Genomic DNA, 15014 nt, shown 5'->3' on the forward strand with positions numbered 1-15014 from the left:
GCCTTTTTTATTGGAGAATCGATAAGTCTCCTTCTGAGCACACGTTTTGCACCGTTAAATCCTGATAAGTATGACCGGTTCAATCCCCAAGTCCGGACGCCACCAGCATTGAAGTAAAGCATGAAGATAAACCTTCAATGATGCCTACCCGGCCCATGGGCGTGGCCGTGCGCTATTTCTTCCGCATCGGCATCCCGTACTTCAATGATTTCGATATCAAAGGTCAGGGTTTTACCGGCCATCGGATGGTTGGTGTCGACATCGGCAAACTTGTGGCCGACCTTGGCGACGACCACATGGCGCGGGCCCTGTTCGGTTTGCACCTGAGCGATCATGCCCGGTTTCCAGCGTTTGGCACCCATCAAATGCTTGATCGGCACGCGCTGAACAGCATCGGCCTTGCGTGGACCGTAGGCTTTTTCCGGAGTGACGGTGACACTGAACGTATCGCCAGCGTCGCGACCTTCCAGGGCCTCTTCCAGGCCTCGGATAATGCCACCGTGGCCGTGCAGGTAGGCATTCGGCTCGCCGCCATGGGAGTCTTCAACGACGTTGCCTTGTTCATCACGGACGCTGTAGTGAAACAAGACCACCTGATTCTTTTCGATTGGCATAAGGTTCTCTGCAATGGTTGAGGGTACGCCATTATAACCAGTGGTGGCGTTGACTCCAGTTGCCCCCATCCGGGCAAAGCAACACGGGGGAGTGTGGTCACGACACTGATTGAACGCGGAGATAAGAACGTTTTTTACATAAAAAGCCCCGAGAAACAGGCCTGCCCCGGAAACACTGAATGCTATCCTGCAGTTTTATCAGCTCCAAGAGGCCCCCATGCCAAACCCCAAACGCATCTACCTCGCTGGCCCGGAAGTATTCTTCCCCGCCACGGAACACCAGGCCATCGTAGCCGAGAAAAAACGCCTGCTCCGGGAATACGGATTTGAGGGTGTGGATCCACTCGACACGGAGCTGGCATTTTCAGACGATGAAGCAAAACCCGAGCGCGGGCTGCGGATCTACCAGGCCAACCGCGAACTGATGGACAGCTGTGATGCCATCATCGCCAACCTGACCCCCTTTCGCGGCATCAGCGCGGACCCGGGTACCGTCTTTGAGGTGGGCTACATGATCGGACAGGGCAAGCCCGCCTTCGGATTCACCCTGGACAGCCGACGCTACCGGGAACGAGCAGGCTCAACCGAGCTGGACGAACTGAGCCACACCATTGAGGACTTTGCGATGAGTGACAACCTGATGATCGAGGGCGGAATCAGCGAATCCGGTGGTCAGCTATTCGCGGCAGACCAACCAGGCGAACACCGGTTCTTCTCGGCGGAACTCTTCCGCCGCTGCGTGCGAGCGCTGGCCGATGCCTGAACAAACCCCACTGCAGACCCTGCTCGACACCCTCCCCCAAACCGGCCGGGTGGAATGGATCGGCATCCGCCCTGCTCGTGGTGAAGCCATGGAAGCGCTCGACAGCGTAGCGGTCACACCAGGCAACGGTCTGGAAGGCGACCGATTCAAGGGCCGCGAGACCAGCAAGCGGCAGGTCACCCTGATTCAGAAAGAGCACCTGCATGCCATCGCCTCCTGCCTGCACCGGGAGGCCATCGCACCTGAGGTTTTCCGGCGCAACATCGTGGTGTCTGGCCTGAACCTGCTGGCCCTGAAAGGCAAACGATTCCGCATCGGAACTGTGGTGCTGGAATATACAGGCCTATGCCACCCCTGCAGCAAAATGGAAACGGTGCTGGGGCCCGGCGGTTACAACGCCATGCGCGGGCATGGGGGTATCACGGCGAGCGTTGTTGAGGGAGGTGAGTTGGCAGTGGGTGATGAGGTGCAAGCCTGGCTTTGAACGAATTAACGGAAAGCTGGAACTGATCTATTTTTCTCCATCAACTACCAGACAAGCGGCCGCAAAGACTTCGACAAATCAAAGCCCAATTGCTGCCGCAAACTCATCGCCTCCGGAGCCACAAGCAACCAACCCAGGGCGCCAACCTTTGCCGCTCCGGCATACTGGAACCGCCCTGCCCTTAGCCGGCCCTGAGCGTCGTTCCATACGGTGAGTAACCCTTTCTGATTCAATGCACTTCTCCCTTGGAACGGTAAATGTCATGGGCCAAGAAGCGCTGATGGGGGCCACCGAAGATCCAGCCTTTCATGTTTTTCGTAACACCCTACCCGCAGAGAAGCGCAGCGGTAGCTGTAGTGGCGATCAAAAACATCAGCTCTGGTTTTCCTGATTTTGTTACAAATCCCTTGTAACTTTTACTCGCTTTGAGTTTCTAACTGTTGGTTGTCGCTCGTCAGGGTCTGCGCCTCGGAGGTGGTAGGCTCGATCAAAAATAACAGGCCTATCGCCTTGCAAACGTTCCGATGCAAGCCATCGGTCAAACTATAGGAGGGCAAGCCATGAAACACACGTTCATTTATTCCGCCTCCCTGACACTACTGCTGGCCGTTTCTCCGTCATACGGCGATCAGTGGGAACGGCAACTGAACTACGAGGGGGTAGCGCAGAACATATCGGGCACCGCCAGCACCGTCAGCTATGACTGGTCAGAAGTGGAAGCCGACCGTCGGATGGAACTGGAGCGAGGTGCCTATCAGGAAACAGGCATTGATATCATCGAAAGCCTGCCACCTACAGCCGCCGGACCGCAGGAAAGCCGCGGCATGGGTGTTGATTGGTTCGAGGTCGAGATGAACCGTCGCGAGCAACTGGAACGCGGCACATTTTAAGGCGCGACTTTTATTCCCGTAGGGGCGGATCGCCAGGGCCCCGGTCCTGGCGAACGCATTAGATTGTTTGCGGGGTTAATGGCTGAGTACGGGGTCACCCGACTCGAATCGTTCCCGCAGCCATGCCCTGATGTCATCAGACTCGTACAGCCATCGCTCACTGCCATCATCCTGACGAATCTTCAGGCAAGGCACCTTGATCTGACCGCCGCCAGCTTCCAGCGCGGCACGATGCTGCTGGTCATGCTGAGCATCGCGGGTTTCAATGTTCAGACCCAGCCGGGCGATTTCCTTGCGTACCTTGATGCAGAATGGGCAGGCTGTGAACTGGTACAGGGCGAGATCCTTGCTGGCCTCGTCGACCAGGGCCTGCTGTTCAGCACTGCGGGTGATGCCTTTGGGCGTGCTGAGCTTTTCGCTGAGCAGCATGAACGGCGTCAGGACAAGGCGCAGGGCGCGGAAAAAATAACGAATAATGATTCTCATGGGTAACACTCAAATTCTGGCTTGAAGGTAACCTAACGGGTGCCGGTACCTTGGCTTGATTTGCGTACTTCACAGTCGGGGGTGAGGATACCATTTCCCCCGGTTGACCCGGTACCTCCCAGCAGTAGCCTGGGGATTCTCCCCATCAGGATATCAGCATGTCAGATAAATTTTTCTTCAAGGGTCGGCAGGACGCACGCCAGCACCACACCGCTTACGGCGGCTTTCAGACCAACGCCAGCCAGAAGAATGGCAGCAGGAAGTATCCGCTAACGTTGGTGGTTACCAGTGAAGCGCGCAAGCAGGAGGTTGAGGCACAGGTGGCCAGGGCAAAACTGCACGCGAATATATCGGTTGATACCCGCGAGGACGCCGTTGAATCCATCAACGAGCTCACCGCTCTCCTGAATAAAGGTGGGACGGTCACCACGGTAAAATCGCCCTCCCGCAACGACGTCTGCACCTGCGGTAGTGGAATCAAATTCAAGAAGTGCTGTGGCTGAGGCTAGCCTGGGCATAGAGGACAATGGCTATGATTGTTTGTGGAGTTGAGTTGACGGTGCTGCCCCGGTTTTCATTTGAATAACCCCCACTTCAGTAGGTGGTTCAGGGTCGAAAAAAAGCCTTCCCGTTGGAGAAAGGCTTTTTGGAGCGCACAGATCAAATTGCAGGCTTGTCGCGTCTCAGCAGTTGCCCTTTTTCGCCTGGCCCGGTGGGCAGAAATGGCCACCAAACTTCCGGTAAGACCGGCGATCGTCGTAGTCATGACGACGGCGATCATGGTCGCGATAGTCTTCTCTATGATCTTTGGTGGCAATGGCTGTTCCGGTTGCCGCACCGACGGCACCGCCGAGAATAGCACCATCTCTGCCACCTACCTCGTTGCCGATGGCAGCCCCAATTGCTCCGCCAATACCGCCACCTAGCGCGGCGTCGGCTGTATCATCCGCAACGGCCCCCAATGAGGTGGCACTCAGAGATAAAAAAACGAGCAGTGATTTCATTTTCATTGATGTAAATCCCATTGTTCAGGTGGTCTGACCTGCCCAATATGACGGAAAGGAGACCATTTTCTCCATCGCCCCACCAGGCACGTGTCAATTTTGTGAACCATTCGAGAATATCAGAAATACACGTGAAGCCACCCATTACCTTTTATTTATCTTTCAATAGGTTACAAAAGATTAAGGGATGCGCATTCCTTTCGAATTGGACCCGAACAAGACGCTCGCACTCTACCTCCGACTCAGCGGTTATCCGGATCATCCGGGACCTGAGAGCCCGGGGCACCTGAAAACCGACCAAAAGCATGGTGCTACACTGACTTCCAACCCGACAATGCTCTCCCGGAATCAAACATGCGATTCTTTGCTCTGCTGACAGCACTCCTGCTAACAGGCTGCACTTCGACCCGCCATGTACCTTCCTCCGGTACTGACTTCGCCCTTGATGGCTGCACGCCCTTCCTGAACTGTGTGTCCAGCACCTCATCAGTGGGCCTCTACCACGTGAAACCCATTCAGCTGTCGGCGCCCCTGGATCAGCCGACATGGGATACCGTGAAAGCGGTAGCCACTGAAATGCCGGGCGCCAGACTCAATGACTCGCGCTTTGGCTATCTGGACATGACCTTTCATAGCGACCTGCTCCGCTTTCCCGACTACTTCGAGGTGCTGGTGAGCCCGGACCGACGCAGCCTGGATGTCCGATCCCAGTCGCTGGTCGGATTTTATGATCTGGGCGTTAACCGGCGACGCGTGGAGCGGTTCCGACACAGTCTGGTTGAGTATGGTGTTGCCAGTGGCAACAGCCAGGCTCTAAAAAGCGCTGACTGAGGGAAATCGAAACCAGATTCCATTCCTCCAGCCTGCAGCAAGATGTCTCATATTCCCTCGGCACGGTGCCTCCACAAGCTTTCTCAGCTAGGATGATAGTCAAACTCAAAAATCAGGATGATCAGTTTGCGAGCTGCCCCCTTTCTCATCGACTCAGAAGCAAATACCCAACCGCTGTCCCGGCTCACCTTCAACGAGGGCTTCTCCGAGAGGTGGTTACAGGAGCAACTATTTCAGAATCCAGCGAGCCTGCCATTCGGAGAGATAAACCCTGGATACAGTGATGTCATTCCTCTTTGCATGGAAATGAACACCAGTGCCGGCCCCATCGATATTGTTTACACAACACCGCAAGGCAAACTGGTCATTGTTGAAACCAAGCTGTGGCGAAACCCAGAAGCCCGTAGAAAGGTTATTGGCCAGATCCTCGATTACGCCAAAGAGCTACAAACCTGGAGCTATTCAGATCTTCAACGTGAGGTCTCGCGCAGAACAGGCGAGAAAGGAAATATTCCCTACCAATTGGTCCAACGTGCTTTCCCAAACACGGATGAAAGTGAATTCGTGGATGGTATAAGCAATTCATTAGCTCAGGGCGATTTCATGCTCGTTATCGCAGGTGACGGTATTCGCAGCGACATCGAGGCAATGATCCAGTATCTGGAACGAACCGCCAACATGAAATTTACATTGGCGATGATCGAGACAGCGGTCTATCAGACAGCCAAGAAGGACCTGACGTTCATACAGCCAAGAACGCTTTTCAAAACCAAAGAAATCCAGCGAACGGTATACGTAACCGACTTTGCAGATGCCCCGCCTGTAAATCAGGAATCAGATGCGGCTACGCCCAATCCTTTGAACACTCAATACGAAGAGTTCTGGAAGCGTTTTTTAGCAGAGTTAAGACTGGACGACCCGGAGCAACCAATAGCCAACCCTGTTGCGAAAGGCAATATCGCGTTCCCGATGCCACCGGGCTCGGGAACGGCCTGGATAACTCTGTACTTCTATAAAGCTTCATCCGAGATTGGGTGCTTTCTTCGTATTAGGGGTTCAGACAACGGTGAATTTCTTTATGACGGTCTGAAAGATGACGCTGAGGCTATTCGTTCCGAGATTCCACTACCGATAGAGTGGGATGAAAAGAATCGACGAATCATCACAAGCAAGCGTATTGAGGGCCCGTGGCCGCCGGTTGATTCCCCAGAAGTGACTGCTTATTTTGCGGAGGCAGTGAATGCCTTTGTGAATGCTTTCAAGCCACGGTTGGAGAGATTGTCTGAAAATTAATGACACTGCCAACAATAATGCGCTGAACTTGTGAAAATAAACCTGCCCTGATTTTTGACAGGTTGCGCTCAAAAGGGAGTGCCCGTATATTCCGGTCAAGTCACTGAGAAGGAACCAACTATGAAAAGGATCTTCATCGTTCCTCTGCTCGCCTTGTGCCTGTTTGTAACAGGTTGCATGGCAGGCGATCTCGTTTTGTCACAAGACCTCGCATTGGATTATCCCGACCCTGAACTAATCTCCCATACCAGCACGACCCTCATCTTGAAGTACGAGGACTGGGCTATGTCTCACGAGATAGTCGATGCCGAAGCCTTCTATCCTGGCATCGACCTGTCCGGCAATACTGAACAATTCATTCGTGCGCTCTTCATTGAAGATATTCGGCCATCGCTATCCCCCGAACTTCGGGATATGGCGGTCAAGCAACGTGAAGCCTTTGATATACCCGACGACGCAGTTTACAAAGATTCACTCGGCTCGTTCGACATCCTAGGAGGTTACAGCGAAACCCATGGTCTTGGGCATATCTACATTTTCGACCGAGCGGCTATTCATCACATTGTCGTCAAAGGAAAAGACGCACGCTACAAAGAGGTGGCGAAAAGTATCAGGGAGAGATAAATGGATATATACGATCGAGAGCACCTGAAAGAATTTCTGATAGCCCTTTACGGCAAGCAAGCCAATAACTGGCACCCGAACGAAGAACTGTTCAATCTCACTTACAAGCTCATTGCCGAATCAGGCGAGTGTAGTGAGGCAATGCGCTACGTCCCCGAGCCGATGGCCATCGGTAAAGCATCTTTCAAATGGTTGAAGAAAGAAGCGCGCTCCAAGTTCCTGAAAACGCTTCATGAAAATAAAGAGCAATACGTCATCTGTTTACGTGGAGCTGCCTACAACATGGCCCTTGAGTTCAAAATGGCCGCGCAAGGCGTATGACGTCTCAAAGGCCTGCAACGAGATGTATTTGAGTCGGACATTTTCCACTCAAACACTGGCCGAATTCATCCCGGAAGACGCCGGCCTGGCACCGGCAAAGCAAGCCAACGATCAAGAACTTGCAAAGAGCTTCGCAACCATTGCTGGACGGACGTCGGAGGACCCACTGGAAGGAACCATTCTCGAAGCCTGTGTACGGCATGGCAACCAGTACCTTCTATTTCTGACCGACGATACCCCGTTCGAAGACTCGCTCCATAGGAAGTTATATCTGCCTATATCACCGTATCCGCAAGCGTGCTAAAAGACTCCTCCCAGCAAGAGCCTGGGCATTCTCCCCATCAGGATATCAGCATGTCAGATAAATTTTTCTTCAAGGGTCGGCAGGACGCACGCCAGCACCACACCGCTTACGGCGGCTTTCAGACCAACGCCAGCCAGAAGAATGGCAGCAGGAAGTATCCGCTAACGTTGGTGGTTACCAGTGAAGCGCGCAAGCAGGAGGTTGAGGCACAGGTGGCCAGGGCAAAACTGCACGCGAATATATCGGTTGATACCCGCGAGGACGCCGTTGAATCCATCAACGAGCTCACCGCTCTCCTGAATAAAGGTGGGACGGTCACCACGGTAAAATCGCCCTCCCGCAACGACGTCTGCACCTGCGGTAGTGGAATCAAATTCAAGAAGTGCTGTGGCTGAGGCTAGCCTGGGCATAGAGGACAATGGCTATGATTGTTTGTGGAGTTGAGCTGACTGGCAGCGATGCGGTGGTGTGTTTGCTGAATATGGACAGGGGGCAGTTCAACCTGCCGGAGTGCAAGGTGCGCAAACTGTCACTGCCGAAAAACCATAGCCGTGAAGATCTGCAGCGGTTCCAGGCGGCCTTTGCGGCGTTAATGGCCGAATACGGGGTCGCACGTGTCGCGATCAAAGAGCGGATGCCAAAAGGCAAATTTGCCGGTGGTGCCATCAGCTTTAAAATGGAAGCGGCCATTCAACTGATTACCGGTACTGAGTTGGCGGTGACCCTGCTGCCCCCGGCGCTGATCAAGTCCACCCTGGCATCCAACCCGCTGCCCATTGCTTTTGCCGATACCGGTTTGAAGGCCTTTCAGGAAGCAGCCTTTACCGCCGCCTATGTAGGACAGCTGCAAGGGAAGCATGGATCCTGAAGCTCACCTCCGACCGCTGGTTCCCCGCAGATTAAATAGGTCTGTCCCGGTTTCCACATACTTCACAGTCGGAGGTGAGGATTACATTTTCGTACCGATTGGATAGGCCGCTGACGCGGGGCTCATATCGCTTTTCTCCTTCGGTCAATCACTCGCGCGCACCTCATTTCCGCTACTATCAAGGTAAGTCGGTGTTAGAGACACAGCCGCTATGGGACTGTCGATAAAACAATCGGAATTTACAACGGAAGAATTTGACCGTTTTGCGGCCAAGGTGCGAACGGATCTTACCGCACTCACCCGCCTTCTGGACCGGCCCGGCTTTGGTGAGGGGGAATCTTCGATTGGTGCCGAGGTCGAGTTCTACATCGTCAACCCGGAGCTGCGCGTCCAGCCGATCAACACAGAAATAGCCGCCAGCGTTCAGGATCCACAACTGGCGGTTGAGCTCAACCGCTTCAATCTTGAATACAACCTCAGCCCCAAGGCTTTCAAGGGAGCCCCCTTTGCCAGAACCGAGCAGGAACTGCTCGAGGCCATGCAGCGAATCAACCAGCATGCCGCACCATTGAATGGCGAACTGGTCCCCATCGGCATTCTACCCACCTTACGCCAGTCCGATATGGGCGCGAAGGTGATGACAGACGAACCCCGCTACCATGCGCTCTCCAACGCATTGATCCAGCAACGGGGCGAGCCATTCAGCATCCATATCGGTGGCAATGACGTCATCGACCTGGAAGCGGACGACGTCACCATGGAAGGGGCGAACACCTCGTTCCAACTGCACTGGCGTGTTCCTGCCCAACGCTTTGCAGACTATTTCAACGCAGTGCAGCTAGTGACACCCATTGCGCTGGCTCTGGCCAGCAATTCGCCCAGCCTGTTCGGCCACCACCTCTGGGACGAAACCCGTATCGCCCTGTTCAAACAAGCCGTCGACAGCCGGTCGCCCAACCACAGAACCTGGAAACACCCGCCACGGGTCTATTACGGCAACGGCTGGGCACGCAGCGCCTGGGAGCTGTTTGCAGCTTCTGCTTCGTTGTATCCCCCTATCCTTCCATTGATGTCGGAAGAAGATCCGATGGCGGTTATTGATCGGGGAGACGTACCGGAACTGACCGAACTGCGACTGCACCATGGGACTACGTGGCCCTGGAACCGGGCCATCTTTGATCACAAAGAAGGCGGCCATTTGCGCATCGAGATTCGTTCCATGCCGGCCGGACCAACGGCCGTGGATATGTGCGCGAACGGGCTGTTCGTCATCGGAGCGGCGTTGGCGGTACTCGAGGATATCCGTCACCTGACGTCGATACTTCCCTTTCATTACACCGAACACAATTTCTATCGTGCCGCCAAATACGGCATTGGAGCAGACATTATCTGGCCGCACAAAGACCAGGTACAGTTACAGGATACACCCCTGTTGAACGTAGCCCGTGACCTGCTGCCGCGCGCCCGGGAAGCCTTGCAACGAACCGCGGTGGACGAGGCGGAGATCCACCGCCTGCTGGGGATCATCGAAGGCCGCATTCAAACCGGGATGACGGGCGCGCGATGGCAGCGCCAGATCACAGACTCTTTTTTCAGGTCCCAGACTACCGACGACGCGTTCAAGAGTATGCTGGCTCTTTACATGGGCAATCAGAAGACAAACACACCCGTGCACGAATGGACCTTGTCACCATGAGCCGCTCGAACACCCTGGATTATCTCAACAACCCGTCACCCCAGACCCTGGGCCGCTCGCCCCTGGAGTGGCTGAACCGGCTGCAACGGCCCACGGTGGTTCGCGTTGCCGGCCGCGATCCTTCCAGGACCCGGGCCATGGCAACGCTGCTTCACGGCAACGAACCCTCAGGGCTGTTCGCGATTCACCGATGGCTACTGGAGCAGCACACCCCGGAGGTCAACCTGCTGTTCCTTCTGGGCGGCGTCCGTCCCGCGAAAATCCCGCCGATACTTTCGCTGCGCCAACGGCCGGGCGGACGTGATCTGAACCGGTGCTTCAAAGAACCGTTTGAAGGAGAGGAAGGCGCCATAGCCGAGGCCATGCTGGCCGAGCTTCAGACAGCCAACCCGGAGTGCCTGCTGGACGTGCACAACACCTCAGGCACGGGCCCTGCCTTCGCTGTGACCATCACCAACGACGCTGCCCATCAAGCGCTGGCGTCGCTCTTTACTGACCGGCTGATCATGACGGATCTTCGCCTGGGCGCACTGATGGAATATTCCGAGCAGGAGGTTCCCACCGTGACCATTGAGTGTGGCGGGTCTCAGGATGATCACGCGCACCAACTGGCGTACGAAGGGCTTGTTCGGTATGCCTCACAGCCAGACGTGCTATCGCTGGAAAAAACGGAATGGAACGTTGCTGTACTGCGCAATCCGATTCGGGTGGAGCTGGCGCCCGATGCGACTATCGAGTACAGGTTAACGCCCAGTGGGCAGGCGGACCTCACGTTTCCGCCCGACATCGAACACCGCAATTTCGGGATTGTGTCGCCGGATGAGCCTCTCGGATGGGTTGGACAAAAAGGCCTGGACGTTCTCACGGCGATCAGCCACAACCGGGCCGAGAACATGGAACAGGTGCTTCAAATCAAGGATGGGCGAATCTACCCTGCCCAGGCCCTCAAGGCCTTCATGATCACCACCAACCCGGTGATTGCGAAGAGCGATTGCCTGTTCTATGCGGTCAAAGCAACTGGCGATCCCATTTTTTAAACCATCACCAGCGGCTTTTAATCGTAGATTGCCCGCTCTCTCGCATCTCGTTTCCGATCAGGGTCTTCCTGGCTTCGCGTGGCTAAAATGGCATCAAGGTAATCAGCGGAAACCCCTGTTTCTTTCGCACCAACGATGACGTGATTCAAATACCAGGAGTGAGGCAACAAAGATGGATCCGTTGACGTTGCACAGTAGGTAAAAGCATCAAGGGAATTCCCGAGAGCATCCGTAACCGTGACCCGCTTTTCATCGTAACCGAAGCCCAAACCCTCAGCCCTGTCCAGCGGGCCTTTCTCGTCGCGAGGTATCTCAAACAGTGCGCCAATGACGAAGTCCTCCGGATTTCCGGTAAACAGTGCGTCGCATTTTGCGGATTTGTCTTTCCTGCTCCACTTATGAAACCGAAGGGAATGCTCCACGAGCGTGAACATACCGATTCGCTCCGCGCTAGGAACCCTGGCTCTTAATCTGAGGAGTGACATATTCGATCCGTAAGCAAAATACTTCATGCTGCCTCCGTCTCTGCACTATTCACTCTAGCAAAACCGGGACAGGTCTATTTTTCCAATTTGGAAAATAAATCTGTCCCGGTTTTCTCTATCCTGACAGCGCATAGTCGATCGCCGCACACACCGCGGCAACCTGCACGGCGTTGCATTGCTCCGGGGTCACCCGGTCGCTGTCCGGGTAGACCTCGGTGGTGGTCCTGTAGCGGGCGTTGGTCATGCTGGTGCAAAGGCCAAGCTGCGCCAGCGGATACTGAATAACGCCCCGGGCGGCCGCCGGTGAGCCGAGGATCTCGCCGTTGGCATCCGCCGGCGCGATATGGGTGATCTTTTCCACCGCCTTGATCAACGCCTGCTGGAATTCCGGGTGCGGGCTCTCGGTGTCATCCACCAGGTAGAAGCCGTCCGGAATGTCCCCCGGCTCAAACGGTTTGCCATCACGGGCCGCAAGCGCCGGGCGGAACTCGGTTTCGTCGGTATCGGTGGTCTCGTGCAGGTCGATGTGCAGCAGTATTGGCTCATCGATTGATGCCACCAGTTGCATGAGCGCCGCTGACTCCCCGGCCTGGCCGTCATCACAAAACGAGCGATTGGGATCAATCGCGTTCGCGTTCCAGCGATGGATGCGTTCGTAAGCCCAGGGGCTGACGCAAGGCGCGACCAGCAGGTTTACACGACCAACATAATCCAGTGTATATTGTTCAACGAACTGCAGCGCCCCATGAACACCGCTTGTTTCATAGCCGTGTACCCCGCCGGTAATCAACACCACCGGCCGATCGGCACGCCAGTCGCGGCTGCGGATTGCCATCAGCGGATAAACGTCCGGGCCATATTCCAGACGGCCATACTCTTGCACGTCGAAGCGCGAGCGCAGCCGCTCGACCACGCTCAACACGTCGGACTCGTAACTGCGTTGACGGGTTTGCCGTGACAGCCACTCAGCACGTTCCGCGTCGCCCCAGGGAGTGCCGGGCGTACCGATTGGATAGGCCGCTGAAGCGGAGTTCATATCGTGGAAATACCGTCGATCTCGGTCACCGTTTTGGCATCCGCCCGCTCAATAATTTTCACGAGGGTGGATTGAATCGTTTCATCTTCCCGGGCGTCACCGTCACTTACAAACGTTTGCTTCTGAGGATCGGCACCTTCTTCCTCAGTATATGAGACAACGACTTCGGTGGCTGAATCCGGCGCTTTACCAAAGTTCGCTTTACCAAAGTACTCCAGCGAAACCAACGGATAGCCATGAAAGCCCTTCTTAACCTGCTTTGCAATGCGCTTTTTTGCTTTATCCAAATGCATAATAAGGCCTGTCGCTGCGCTTGTGATCTGGGTGCCACATGAACATCCAGTTGATACCGTTCGCCAATTCTATGCCGTTCAATCCATCAAAAATAGATCTGTCCCGGTTTCCCCAGTCCCGGTTTCCCGACTAGAGGAGAGAACCGAACCACAATCAGGTCTCGATTCTTGCGCAAGACCCTAACGGTGCTTTCAGTCAGCCTCTCTGCGACTCGCTTGATGGCCTGCTGCTTGTTCTGTGAGCTACAAATCGAATTGGCAAGGCTTACAGTGATGATTGGCATTCGTTAACTCCTTTTATATCCAGTAAGTCGGCCAATTTTTCTGTTGGCCAGTGTTATTAATAAGCAAAGCGATTAGAACGAGGATGACGGATCCGGCGAGAACCGGCGTCAATACGAAGCCCCAGTCCTGAATTCCTGCTGCAAGTACAACAATTGGGTTTGCACCTGCTGGTGGGTGAATGGCTCGACAAACCTGCATTAACGCGATCGCAAGCCCTACGCCTGCTGCCATCTGCCAGGGACCACTTCCAGCAATATTCATAACCGCCAACCCGACTAGCGTTGCGATGAGGTGACCACCAATGACGTTTCTTGGCTGTGCTAACGGAGCGCCCGGCGCCGCAAACAGCAACACACACGTAGCACCAAAGGGCGCCATCAATAGCGGTACGCCCGCGAGTTGTGTCAGGTAGGCTATCGCACCTATCCCTGCGATACCTCCAATCAAACCGATAAAAATCTGTGCTGGAGAAGGCCGGGCAGGAGCCGTTCCTGCTCCTCTTAGTTTGTGCAACATAGGTGAACCTCTGTATAATAGTGGACAGACAGGTCTGTACAGTATGATGTTTAAAATAAGCGGTCAAGCTCTGCCCAAACTACTGCAACCGACATTTCTATAGGAATTACCTATGAGCAAGCGAGACGATATTCTTACGACCGCGCTTCGCCTTTTCAACGAGCACGGCTATCAAGCGGTTGGTGTGGATACAATCCGGGACGAAGCAAATGTTTCCAAAATGACGCTCTATAACCATTTTAGAAACAAGGACAAGCTGGTCGAAGAAGTCTTAAAGCTTCGTCACCAGCGATTCAAGGACTCGCTCGAAGCGTCACTCGATTCAATCACCGGCGCAAAAGAGAAGCTGCGAGAAGTGTTCAATTGGCACACGCGCTGGTTCTTTTCTCCGGACTTTTTTGGCTGCATGTTTATCCGCGCTACGGGGGAATACCACAATGCTGAAGGCATGGTCTTGATTTCTCAGGACCACAAACAATGGATTGCCTGCCTGCTTGAAGACATCTTTCATGAGATCGAGGTGGACGACCCGGCGAGCGTCGCCCGATTCTTCCAAACGACACTCGACGGCATGATCATCAATGCCAGCATCTTTCACACTTTCGACAGGATAAACGAGGTGTGGCAAATGCTATGTCGTTACGTTGGTCTACCGTACGAACCCCTACAGCCTCCTCGATAGCCAACTCAACTCCTTAAAGAGCGAAACCGGGACAGATCTATTTTTCAGAAACACTGACTCGTCGAGGAGACCGCTTGGGCGGGCTATACAGATTGGGATCACTGGGAGTTGACAATTGATTGAGGCGCGCTCAGGTGATCGCAATCAAAGTGTTGGTGGACTAACCAGGTGACGGGCTGAGCTCAGGCAGCCTCGTGATCAGACTTTCGAGGCTTGATGAGCTTCTTGATTTGATCGGATTTCTCCGCACGGACACGACGCAGATCATAATCGGTCTGCAGATTGAGCCAAAACTGCTCAGTAGTCCCAAAGTAACGAGCCAAACGCATGGCCGTATCCGCGGTCACACCACGACGCTCGCGAACAATCTCGTTCAGGCGCTGTGCAGGAACATAAAGTTCTTTTGAAAGCGCATTCACACTCATGCCAAGAGGCTCAAGGTAATCCTCAAGTAAAATCTCTCCTGGATGGATAGGGCGCATACCTACAGTAACCATTGCGC

General features: G+C 54.5%; 21 protein-coding genes. 13 read left to right on the forward strand and 8 right to left on the reverse strand.

Going from position 1 to position 15014, the window contains the following annotated elements:
- Window positions 1-134: 134 nt before the first annotated feature.
- Window positions 135-614: an FKBP-type peptidyl-prolyl cis-trans isomerase gene (locus tag EHN06_RS15755; protein WP_127333480.1), complete on the reverse strand. Its 480-nt coding sequence runs from the start codon at window positions 612-614 to the stop codon at window positions 135-137.
- 217 nt (window positions 615-831) lie between these two features.
- Here EHN06_RS15755 and EHN06_RS15760 point away from each other — a divergent pair, with 217 nt between their 5' ends.
- From EHN06_RS15760 to EHN06_RS15775, 3 genes are all read left to right on the forward strand, one after another.
- Window positions 832-1377 (forward strand): nucleoside 2-deoxyribosyltransferase, encoded by a 546-nt coding sequence (locus tag EHN06_RS15760; RefSeq protein WP_127333481.1) that lies wholly within the window; start codon window positions 832-834, stop codon window positions 1375-1377.
- The gene (locus tag EHN06_RS15765) at window positions 1370-1861 is read left to right on the forward strand and encodes an MOSC domain-containing protein (protein ID WP_127333482.1); all 492 of its coding nucleotides are present in this window, start codon (window positions 1370-1372) and stop codon (window positions 1859-1861) included. The genes EHN06_RS15760 and EHN06_RS15765 overlap by 8 nt, the downstream gene beginning before the upstream one ends.
- A gap of 560 nt (window positions 1862-2421) precedes the next feature.
- Window positions 2422-2751: a hypothetical protein gene (locus EHN06_RS15775; protein ID WP_127333483.1), complete on the forward strand. Its 330-nt coding sequence runs from the start codon at window positions 2422-2424 to the stop codon at window positions 2749-2751.
- A 75-nt stretch (window positions 2752-2826) separates the two neighbouring features.
- Here the strand turns inward: EHN06_RS15775 and EHN06_RS15780 are convergent, their stop codons facing one another.
- On the reverse strand, window positions 2827-3237 hold the full coding sequence (locus EHN06_RS15780) for a glutaredoxin family protein (RefSeq protein ID WP_127333484.1): 411 nt from the start codon (window positions 3235-3237) through the stop codon (window positions 2827-2829).
- Window positions 3238-3395: 158 nt separating this feature from the next.
- Between EHN06_RS15780 and EHN06_RS15785 the strand changes: the two genes are divergently transcribed.
- Window positions 3396-3740, forward strand: a complete 345-nt coding sequence (locus EHN06_RS15785) for a PBPRA1643 family SWIM/SEC-C metal-binding motif protein (RefSeq protein WP_127333485.1) — start codon at window positions 3396-3398, stop codon at window positions 3738-3740.
- A gap of 180 nt (window positions 3741-3920) precedes the next feature.
- Here EHN06_RS15785 and EHN06_RS15790 read toward each other — a convergent pair whose 3' ends face one another.
- Window positions 3921-4247: a glycine zipper domain-containing protein gene (locus tag EHN06_RS15790; protein ID WP_127333486.1), complete on the reverse strand. Its 327-nt coding sequence runs from the start codon at window positions 4245-4247 to the stop codon at window positions 3921-3923.
- Window positions 4248-4595: 348 nt separating this feature from the next.
- Here EHN06_RS15790 and EHN06_RS15795 point away from each other — a divergent pair, with 348 nt between their 5' ends.
- The 8 genes from EHN06_RS15795 (at window position 4596) to EHN06_RS15830 (ending at window position 11215) form a co-directional block, all read left to right on the forward strand.
- Entirely contained in the window at window positions 4596-5072 is a 477-nt protein-coding gene (locus EHN06_RS15795; protein ID WP_127333487.1) for a DUF1499 domain-containing protein, read from the forward strand.
- Window positions 5073-5198: 126 nt separating this feature from the next.
- Window positions 5199-6365, forward strand: a complete 1167-nt coding sequence (locus tag EHN06_RS15800; RefSeq protein ID WP_127333488.1) for a DUF4268 domain-containing protein — start codon at window positions 5199-5201, stop codon at window positions 6363-6365.
- Window positions 6366-6485: 120 nt separating this feature from the next.
- Window positions 6486-6989, forward strand: coding sequence for a hypothetical protein (locus EHN06_RS15805; protein WP_127333489.1), 504 nt, complete (start codon window positions 6486-6488; stop codon window positions 6987-6989).
- The gene (locus EHN06_RS15810) at window positions 6990-7310 is read left to right on the forward strand and encodes a hypothetical protein (protein ID WP_127333490.1); all 321 of its coding nucleotides are present in this window, start codon (window positions 6990-6992) and stop codon (window positions 7308-7310) included.
- A gap of 354 nt (window positions 7311-7664) precedes the next feature.
- Complete coding sequence (locus EHN06_RS15815; protein ID WP_127333485.1) at window positions 7665-8009, forward strand: PBPRA1643 family SWIM/SEC-C metal-binding motif protein; 345 nt, start codon at window positions 7665-7667, stop codon at window positions 8007-8009.
- 29 nt (window positions 8010-8038) lie between these two features.
- Entirely contained in the window at window positions 8039-8482 is a 444-nt protein-coding gene (locus tag EHN06_RS15820) for a DUF3010 family protein (RefSeq protein WP_127333491.1), read from the forward strand.
- Between the two features lie 211 nt (window positions 8483-8693).
- Window positions 8694-10178, forward strand: a complete 1485-nt coding sequence (locus EHN06_RS15825; protein WP_127333492.1) for a hypothetical protein — start codon at window positions 8694-8696, stop codon at window positions 10176-10178.
- Window positions 10175-11215, forward strand: a complete 1041-nt coding sequence (locus EHN06_RS15830) for a succinylglutamate desuccinylase (RefSeq protein ID WP_228257331.1) — start codon at window positions 10175-10177, stop codon at window positions 11213-11215. The genes EHN06_RS15825 and EHN06_RS15830 overlap by 4 nt, the downstream gene beginning before the upstream one ends.
- Window positions 11216-11232: 17 nt before the next feature.
- Here EHN06_RS15830 and EHN06_RS15835 read toward each other — a convergent pair whose 3' ends face one another.
- The 4 genes from EHN06_RS15835 to EHN06_RS15850 form a co-directional block, all read right to left on the reverse strand.
- Window positions 11233-11727: a gamma-glutamylcyclotransferase family protein gene (locus EHN06_RS15835; RefSeq protein ID WP_127333494.1), complete on the reverse strand. Its 495-nt coding sequence runs from the start codon at window positions 11725-11727 to the stop codon at window positions 11233-11235.
- An 88-nt stretch (window positions 11728-11815) separates the two neighbouring features.
- Window positions 11816-12736: a M14 family metallocarboxypeptidase gene (locus EHN06_RS15840; RefSeq protein ID WP_127333495.1), complete on the reverse strand. Its 921-nt coding sequence runs from the start codon at window positions 12734-12736 to the stop codon at window positions 11816-11818.
- Window positions 12733-13029: a hypothetical protein gene (locus EHN06_RS15845; protein ID WP_127333496.1), complete on the reverse strand. Its 297-nt coding sequence runs from the start codon at window positions 13027-13029 to the stop codon at window positions 12733-12735. The genes EHN06_RS15840 and EHN06_RS15845 overlap by 4 nt, the downstream gene beginning before the upstream one ends.
- A 297-nt stretch (window positions 13030-13326) precedes the next feature.
- Window positions 13327-13830, reverse strand: a complete 504-nt coding sequence (locus EHN06_RS15850) for an HPP family protein (RefSeq protein ID WP_127333497.1) — start codon at window positions 13828-13830, stop codon at window positions 13327-13329.
- 112 nt (window positions 13831-13942) lie between these two features.
- On the opposite strand from EHN06_RS15850, the gene EHN06_RS15855 reads away from it, so the two are divergent.
- Window positions 13943-14512, forward strand: a complete 570-nt coding sequence (locus EHN06_RS15855) for a TetR/AcrR family transcriptional regulator (RefSeq protein WP_127333498.1) — start codon at window positions 13943-13945, stop codon at window positions 14510-14512.
- A 182-nt stretch (window positions 14513-14694) separates the two neighbouring features.
- Here EHN06_RS15855 and EHN06_RS15860 read toward each other — a convergent pair whose 3' ends face one another.
- On the reverse strand, window positions 14695-15009 hold the full coding sequence (locus EHN06_RS15860; RefSeq protein ID WP_011786638.1) for a HigA family addiction module antitoxin: 315 nt from the start codon (window positions 15007-15009) through the stop codon (window positions 14695-14697).
- Window positions 15010-15014 lie beyond the last annotated feature (5 nt).

The sequence above is a fragment of the Marinobacter sp. NP-4(2019) genome, assembly GCF_003994855.1.
Taxonomy (GTDB): Bacteria; Pseudomonadota; Gammaproteobacteria; order Pseudomonadales; family Oleiphilaceae; genus Marinobacter.

What these genes read in the sequence shown, in the direction of transcription:
- EHN06_RS15755 (WP_127333480.1), bottom strand. Translation starts at nt 614, where the DNA reads ATGCCAATCGAAAAGAATCAGGTGGTCTTGTTTCACTACAGCGTCCGT.
- EHN06_RS15760 (WP_127333481.1), top strand. Translation starts at nt 832, where the DNA reads ATGCCAAACCCCAAACGCATCTACCTCGCTGGCCCGGAAGTATTCTTC.
- EHN06_RS15765 (WP_127333482.1), top strand. Translation starts at nt 1,370, where the DNA reads ATGCCTGAACAAACCCCACTGCAGACCCTGCTCGACACCCTCCCCCAA.
- EHN06_RS15775 (WP_127333483.1), top strand. Translation starts at nt 2,422, where the DNA reads ATGAAACACACGTTCATTTATTCCGCCTCCCTGACACTACTGCTGGCC.
- EHN06_RS15780 (WP_127333484.1), bottom strand. Translation starts at nt 3,237, where the DNA reads ATGAGAATCATTATTCGTTATTTTTTCCGCGCCCTGCGCCTTGTCCTG.
- EHN06_RS15785 (WP_127333485.1), top strand. Translation starts at nt 3,396, where the DNA reads ATGTCAGATAAATTTTTCTTCAAGGGTCGGCAGGACGCACGCCAGCAC.
- EHN06_RS15790 (WP_127333486.1), bottom strand. Translation starts at nt 4,247, where the DNA reads ATGAAAATGAAATCACTGCTCGTTTTTTTATCTCTGAGTGCCACCTCA.
- EHN06_RS15795 (WP_127333487.1), top strand. Translation starts at nt 4,596, where the DNA reads ATGCGATTCTTTGCTCTGCTGACAGCACTCCTGCTAACAGGCTGCACT.
- EHN06_RS15805 (WP_127333489.1), top strand. Translation starts at nt 6,486, where the DNA reads ATGAAAAGGATCTTCATCGTTCCTCTGCTCGCCTTGTGCCTGTTTGTA.
- EHN06_RS15810 (WP_127333490.1), top strand. Translation starts at nt 6,990, where the DNA reads ATGGATATATACGATCGAGAGCACCTGAAAGAATTTCTGATAGCCCTT.
- EHN06_RS15815 (WP_127333485.1), top strand. Translation starts at nt 7,665, where the DNA reads ATGTCAGATAAATTTTTCTTCAAGGGTCGGCAGGACGCACGCCAGCAC.
- EHN06_RS15820 (WP_127333491.1), top strand. Translation starts at nt 8,039, where the DNA reads ATGATTGTTTGTGGAGTTGAGCTGACTGGCAGCGATGCGGTGGTGTGT.
- EHN06_RS15825 (WP_127333492.1), top strand. Translation starts at nt 8,694, where the DNA reads ATGGGACTGTCGATAAAACAATCGGAATTTACAACGGAAGAATTTGAC.
- EHN06_RS15830 (WP_228257331.1), top strand. Translation starts at nt 10,175, where the DNA reads ATGAGCCGCTCGAACACCCTGGATTATCTCAACAACCCGTCACCCCAG.
- EHN06_RS15835 (WP_127333494.1), bottom strand. Translation starts at nt 11,727, where the DNA reads ATGAAGTATTTTGCTTACGGATCGAATATGTCACTCCTCAGATTAAGA.
- EHN06_RS15840 (WP_127333495.1), bottom strand. Translation starts at nt 12,736, where the DNA reads ATGAACTCCGCTTCAGCGGCCTATCCAATCGGTACGCCCGGCACTCCC.
- EHN06_RS15845 (WP_127333496.1), bottom strand. Translation starts at nt 13,029, where the DNA reads ATGCATTTGGATAAAGCAAAAAAGCGCATTGCAAAGCAGGTTAAGAAG.
- EHN06_RS15850 (WP_127333497.1), bottom strand. Translation starts at nt 13,830, where the DNA reads ATGTTGCACAAACTAAGAGGAGCAGGAACGGCTCCTGCCCGGCCTTCT.
- EHN06_RS15855 (WP_127333498.1), top strand. Translation starts at nt 13,943, where the DNA reads ATGAGCAAGCGAGACGATATTCTTACGACCGCGCTTCGCCTTTTCAAC.
- EHN06_RS15860 (WP_011786638.1), bottom strand. Translation starts at nt 15,009, where the DNA reads ATGGTTACTGTAGGTATGCGCCCTATCCATCCAGGAGAGATTTTACTT.